Raw genomic sequence first — 6447 nt, 5'->3', positions numbered from 1 at the left:
GGAATATCAAAAATCATCTCCTTGATATTTCCTCTTTGCACCTCTTTACCGTTCAGCTCAAGGGTAAAATCATGTCTGGCTGTAGCCTCCAGCCCCTCGAAAGGCAGCCATTGGGATAATGCCGCTGAATTAGGGAACCCTTTGGCCAGTAACCAAGGGAGCCCCTTTTTCTTTAGCTCTTCTTGAACCTCTCTTAAGGTAAAATCAATCCCTATAGCCATCTTATCAATGAGTTCCTCTGTCTTCATACCTGGCTCATATTTCTTACCCACATGGACAACCAATTCCACTTCGTAATGAACATCACCCCGGTCCTGTGGCATAGAAATAGTCTGACCCTGAGCTTCAACCAGAGTATGGGTAGGCTTAGCAAAAAGAAATGGAGAAGTTGGGACTGCATTATTTAGTTCCTTAGCATGTTGCATGTAATTGCGACCGACACAATAGATATTTTTTACTTGCATTTACATTCCTTCTTTAAACAGTTTTTGTTAAGGAAATTATAGCCTAAAAGGTCCAAATATCATATAACTAATGATAACTTTCCCCCTTTCGCAGCACCGGTAAAAGCCCCCCAACATACCCCTCGCTCCTAATAAAAATCCGTGGAATGTATCAGGTGTCCATATTACAAAATATAAGCAAAAAGGGATAGAGTCAGGATACTTTTTCAATATCCTTCTCTATCCTTTTAGTTTAAGCACGTCGGCTATGACCTTGAATAATCTACGAGCACTAAGAAATATGTTCGCGAAGATGATATTTCAGTAATTTCCCTGAAGAATTTCTTGGTAAAGCAGGTACAACTCTTAGTAATTTAGGCATCTTATAATCTGCAAGTCTATTATGGCAAAATTGCCTGATTTCTTCTAATGTTATTGTTGCGTCTTGCTGCAAAGCAACCACTGCACACACGCTTTCACCCCAATCGGGATGGGCTACTCCAATGACCGCAACGTCGGCAATCAGCGGATGGGTTAGTAGGAGATCTTCAATTTCCTTTGGATAAATATTGACCCCTCCGGAAATAATCACGTCTTTTTTTCGATCCATGATCCACAAATACCCATCTTCATCACTCATGGCGACATCTCCGGTTAATAGCCAGCCATCACGGAGCGTTTCCAGGGTTGTACCCCCAATTTCACCCTCTATTCGTAAATCTTTTCTTCCTCTAAATGAGCATTGACTGCATCCTCTTCCCAATTGCGTTGGATTTTGTCATCACCTGCTAATTGCTTATAATACTCATGTTGGATAATCAGGTTCATGATTTCATTGGTTCCGGTCCAAATCATGATCAACCGGGTATCCCGCAGCATGCGCTCAATGGGATAAACATTGGTATAACCGATCCCGCCCATAATCTGCATAGCGGCGTTAACAACCTGCCAAGCTGTTTCCGTGGCACACTTCTTGGCTTCGGACACTAAGCGTCGTGCCCGGCCGGCCTCAACACCGGCATCAATAGCGCGTGCCGCGGTATAAACTAAAGCGCGGGCAGCGTCAAGTTGGGTGATACTATCGGCGACTTTAAAATTAACACCTTGGAAATCTTTGATTTTTTTGCCAAAGGCCTTGCGCTTGGTACTATAACGCGCCGCAACCTCCAAAGCGGCTTTTGCTGTTCCTAAAGCTCCGGCAGCACTGGTCATCCTCTCCGGAATCATCATTTGATAGAAAATCTCAGCGGCCCCATGCTCTTTCCCCAGTATGTTTTCAACCGGAACTTTAACATCTCGGAACACAACGCGCCCTGCTCCGCCGCCCCGTGTTCCCATCAAACCGTAAATATGCCCGACTTCCACACCGGGACCCCTCTCCACCAAGAAAGCGCTAATACTTTGATGAGGAGAGGCATCGTCACGAGTCTTTGCATAGACCATGAAATAATCGGCACCTTCCGCCCCGACCACAAAACGTTTTTGGCCATTAAGCACATAATGATCCCCTTGGCGGACTGCTACCGTAGTCGCTCCGAAAAAGTCCGACCCGCCTCTCGGTTCTGTTAATGCTTCAGCAGTACAGAGTTTGCCCTCTAAGGTGGGATGCAAAAATCGCTTTTTTAAGTCCTCGCTGCCAAACTTATTGATCGCTTCTCCCACAATCGATGGAAGAGAGTATAGACAACCCAGGCTTGTACCCAGGGTACCTATTTCTTCTATAGCGATCACTTCATCTGCCCAGCCTAAATCTCTGCCGCCATAGGCTTTAGGAAAACGCAGTCCCAGCAAATTCTCCTTAGCCAGAGCGGTAATATATTCCCGCGGATAAATAACCTTTTCTGCATCCATGTCCAAAACCAATTGCTTGGAAACTTTCGTCTTGGCAAATTCGGCAGCTTCTCGTGCCAGTTTTAACTGTTCGTCATTAAGCATAAAATCAAACATCGTTTTCCTCCTTTGCTTAATATCTATTTGTTGGCTAAATGGGTCTCTACCGTTTAGGATTCATTGGCTTTTCGCTAAACTGCTTAAGTCTTTCCGAAAACTTCTCATGATACTCCAGTATCTCTTCCCGCATCATCTGTAATTCCCTGATCATTTCATCAATTTCTCGAAGCCGCCTTGCACCATACTCCACCGTTCGCTGCAATTGCTCTTTTTCCGTATGATCTACATCGTAAAGATCAATCATCTCTTTAATTTCCGCTAATGAGAAGCCCATGCGTTTGCCTCTTAAAATAAGTTTTAGCCTGGCCCGCTCCCGAGTGCCATAGAGCCGTTGACCGATATCGGCATGGTGTTGCGGTTCTACCAGTCCCACCTCCTCATAATAGCGAATTGTTCGAGTGGTAATACTTAGTTCGTCTGCAAGTTCAGAAATAGTCCAGATCGGGCCACTTATTTTTGCCTTCATTTTAGACCACCTTTTTGAATAATCACCTGTTGCAATATTTAAATTTGTTAGACTGTTTATAGAATATTCTAATACCAGTTAACGTTAACGTCAATATGAAAAACAAGAAGACAACATGCAAACCAAATATTTTTTACTAACCTAAAATAATCTTTTGCTTACCCTATTATTGCTTGACCTTCAAGTGTTCCTGATTTCCTCGACATAATGTTGTGCAGCTCGAGCAGCAATACTGCCATCACCCGTAGCCGTAACAATTTGCCGTAGGGTTTTTTCACGAATATCACCGGCTGCAAAAATTCCCGGTACTCTCGTTTCCATTTCATCATTTGTGGCGATATAGCCACTTTCATTGGTAATACCAAGGCTTGTAAATGGTTTAGACAGCGGCAACATTCCTACATAAATAAAAACTCCGTCCGCCTTAAATTCCTGTTCGGTTCCGTCTACTGTTGAAACGAGGGTAAGACTACCGACTTTCCCGTCCTTCTCATGAATTTCTTTCACGCTGTGATTCCAAATAAAATCAATCTTTTCATTGGCAAAGGCACGCTCTTGAAGGATTTTTTGGGCACGTAATTGGTCACGGCGATGGACAATGGTTACTTTTGAAGCGAACCTTGTTAAATAAATACCCTCTTCAACAGCAGAGTCTCCTCCGCCTACAACAACAAGCTCTTTTCCTTTAAAAAAAGCTCCGTCACAGACGGCACAATAAGATACACCTCGACCGGCAAGTTCTTTCTCACCAGGTACGCCTAGTTTCTTATATTCAGCACCGGATGCAATAATCACAGTGTAAGTTTTGTATTCTTTCCCACCGGCAACTACTGTTTTTAATTTCCCGTTATCAACAATTTGCAGAATTTCACCGTAAGCATACTCGGCACCAAACTTTTTGGCATGTTCGAACATTTTAGTAGATAAATCGGGCCCTAGTATACTGTCATAACCAGGATAGTTCTCAACTTCTTCGGTATTAGCCATCTGACCTCCGGGAATCCCACGTTCAATCATTAATGTCGACAAATTGGCGCGTGAAGTATAAACGGCGGCTGTCATTCCAGCCGGACCGGCACCGATAATGACAACATCGTAAATTTTTTCTTCGGACACTTTGTTCCCACCTTATCTAAAAATTAGTTATCTCTTCACTCAAAGTATCATCAATTCGATCTTTTTTATGCCATAATCCAGCTATTTTCCACTCATATTAAAAAATACCTTCAATACAAAGATTTATAAAATCATTCAAAAGAATTATTTTCTTCTCCCTGTCCTGAGATCTCCAAGTAAAATCCCATTATGGCAAAAATAACTGCCGTTCCGAAATATGCATAGAGAACAATAGACAGTGTAGCTAATAAAAGCCCGGCACCTATCAAAGCATTGGCTAGAATGCTTAATAAGACTGTAATAAGCACAATTGGTAGTACAAAATAAAACACTTTTCCTAAATTAGCTCTAACACGAGTCAGAGAATTTTGGGCGGCCTCGATAAGACCGGCATTTTCAGCCACGATACTATAATCCCAAAAGGTTAAGAAAAAAGCTAAAATAAAGATACCTATAGCAACCACTGGCCCCAGGGGCCAAAAGACAAGCACGAGTATCATAACAGGAATAAATAGAGCGAACATGAGTAAAACCTGTGCCAGAAAACGTCCAAAGTATTGTTTTGACCTTTGAATGAAGGTGTTTACACTGACTTCCTGCTCCTCAATTCCAGCCAAGATACACCCCAGAAATCCCCCTTTTAAAAATGTGCCGGCAAGGAAAAAAAGCACAATAGCTAAGACAATCAAAAAACTATTGTCCAAAAAATCATAAGGTAGATTTACGTTAAAACCGGCAGCGCCTTGATCAGAAGTATTTAAGATTTGGGTAATGCTTGGCACCGCTGCAGGAATAGTCACTTGCAGGTTGAACTCTTGTACAGACCTCAGAATTTCTTTTATTTGCAAAAGATCAAGAATTATTGGAACCAATAATAATGGATAGTACTTATTGGCTAAATGAAAGCCCTTGCTTAGTTTCATTTTTTTCATCCCCTTCTATATTTATATACTCTTTTATCCTTATATTATTAAAACATTCGGAAAAGGGTATTTTTCCGAGGGCCATAGCCATATCCAGAAACTATTCTTAGATCACCTCAATCTGGCAAATCCTCATTGCACACAAGGCGTTTTGATGCCCTTCCAAAGTCGCACCTGCACAACATGATGAGTCAACAACAATCGGAACCTCCGGCATTTTTGCTTTCATAATCAATGCATTGGAAATAACACAGATATCCGTACAAAGCCCGATGAGCTCGATAGACTGTATTTCCTTTATCTGAGCAATCAATTCAGCAAGCTCTATTGAACCGAAAGAAGGCTTTTCAACTACCTGACATCCGCTCACATACACCTTTGGGGAAATCTCCCAACCTGGGGTCCCCTTTATACAGTGCTCTATAGGCAGCTTTTCCCCTTCTTGTGTCTGAAGGTAGGCCTCAGTATGGGTATCCTGTGTATAAATGACCGTCTCACCTGAAGCCAGATAACTGTCAATCTTCTCCTTCACTTTAGCAACGATTTCCACAGCTTCCTTCGTACCAAGCGCTCCATCAATGAAATCATTCTGCATATCAATAACTACCAAAACCTTCATTTTAAACTCCCCCCGACTCAACTTTTTTTGCCAAAGGTATGGCTATCTCTGACCACCTAATTATATCATCCTGGTCATAATAAGGCATGATGTAATAAGTCTGCTCACTCTACTTTTACCTCGGCCTCCTTAATCCTACCAGGTAACGGAACCGTTCTTGGCTTGGTAAATTATCCTGAAGCTCTTTAGGGGGAAACTTCTTATCGAATTCCGCGGCTGCAGCCTCATCCACATCGTATATGGTATCCTCAAAAAACCTGCCATTGCAGCCACTGAGCGCCCCTTCCCACAATTCCGGGGCTTGAAGGAAAGGCACTGATTTTTCAGTGCCTTTTTATAATAAATGCGTGCTGCCACAACCCATTATTTTAATATTATCTGTACTTCTTTCCCAAGGCATCGGGCAACTTTAGCCAGAAAGTCAAGGGATGGATTATAGGTTCCACTCTCCAGACGGCTGATATTGAATTTTTGAGTCCCGATGAACACTAGTTCTAATTTTCTCTTCCGTACTATTCCACCGTAACGCTCTTCGCCAAATTTCTCGGCTTATCCACGTCACAGCCCCTGGCCACAGAGACATAGTAGGCCAGCAGCTGTAACGGAATCACAGTAAGAATAGGGGCTAGTTCGGCAATAGTCTTAGGCAGGTAGATCACATGATCCACTGATTTGGCCAGATCCTCATTGCCTTTGAAGGTGATGCCGGTGACTTTCGCATCCCGAGCTCTAACCTCAATGATATTCGACACTGTCTTTTCGTAGACATCCATCTGAGTAGCCAGGGCAATAATAGGCGTTTGGTCGGTGATTAAAGCCAAGGTGCCGTGTTTTAATTCTCCGGCGGCATAGGCTTCCGCATGGATATAGGAGATCTCCTTGAGCTTCAAGGCCCCTTCCATAGCGACATTCCAGTCTAGGCCGCGGCCC

The 6447-nt window shown here is 43.0% G+C and carries 9 protein-coding genes and 1 pseudogene; all 10 read right to left on the bottom strand.

The window, feature by feature from the left end; all coding sequences use genetic code 11:
• Positions 1 to 464, bottom strand: a 464-nt coding sequence (locus tag AC1U9U_RS15085; protein WP_479961375.1) for a fumarylacetoacetate hydrolase family protein, incomplete at its 3' end; no start/stop codon positions are given.
• A 271-nt stretch (positions 465 to 735) separates the two neighbouring features.
• Entirely contained in the window at positions 736 to 1083 is a 348-nt protein-coding gene (locus tag AC1U9U_RS15080) for a class I adenylate-forming enzyme family protein (RefSeq protein WP_479961374.1), read from the bottom strand.
• A gap of 68 nt (positions 1084 to 1151) precedes the next feature.
• Positions 1152 to 2390, bottom strand: coding sequence for an acyl-CoA dehydrogenase family protein (locus AC1U9U_RS15075; protein WP_479961373.1), 1239 nt, complete (start codon positions 2388 to 2390; stop codon positions 1152 to 1154).
• 46 nt (positions 2391 to 2436) lie between these two features.
• The gene (locus AC1U9U_RS15070) at positions 2437 to 2859 is read right to left on the bottom strand and encodes a MerR family transcriptional regulator (RefSeq protein WP_479961372.1); all 423 of its coding nucleotides are present in this window, start codon (positions 2857 to 2859) and stop codon (positions 2437 to 2439) included.
• 180 nt (positions 2860 to 3039) lie between these two features.
• Complete coding sequence (gene trxB / locus AC1U9U_RS15065; protein ID WP_479961371.1) at positions 3040 to 3975, bottom strand: thioredoxin-disulfide reductase; 936 nt, start codon at positions 3973 to 3975, stop codon at positions 3040 to 3042.
• A 131-nt stretch (positions 3976 to 4106) separates the two neighbouring features.
• Positions 4107 to 4898 (bottom strand): hypothetical protein, encoded by a 792-nt coding sequence (locus AC1U9U_RS15060; protein WP_479961370.1) that lies wholly within the window; start codon positions 4896 to 4898, stop codon positions 4107 to 4109.
• Positions 4899 to 5004: 106 nt separating this feature from the next.
• Positions 5005 to 5517, bottom strand: a complete 513-nt coding sequence (locus tag AC1U9U_RS15055) for a cysteine hydrolase family protein (protein ID WP_479961369.1) — start codon at positions 5515 to 5517, stop codon at positions 5005 to 5007.
• 115 nt (positions 5518 to 5632) lie between these two features.
• A complete protein-coding gene (locus tag AC1U9U_RS15050) occupies positions 5633 to 5833 on the bottom strand; it encodes a hypothetical protein (protein WP_479961368.1) in 201 nt (66 codons plus the stop codon).
• 47 nt (positions 5834 to 5880) lie between these two features.
• Positions 5881 to 6000 (bottom strand): annotated as a pseudogene (locus AC1U9U_RS15045) (helix-turn-helix domain-containing protein); the annotation flags it as partial.
• 29 nt (positions 6001 to 6029) lie between these two features.
• Positions 6030 to 6447: SIS domain-containing protein (locus tag AC1U9U_RS15040; protein ID WP_479961367.1), on the bottom strand; the 418-nt coding region annotated here is incomplete at its 5' end.

Source organism: Desulfitobacterium sp. (assembly GCF_982384815.1).
This window is presented reverse-complemented; position numbering and strand designations above follow the sequence as displayed.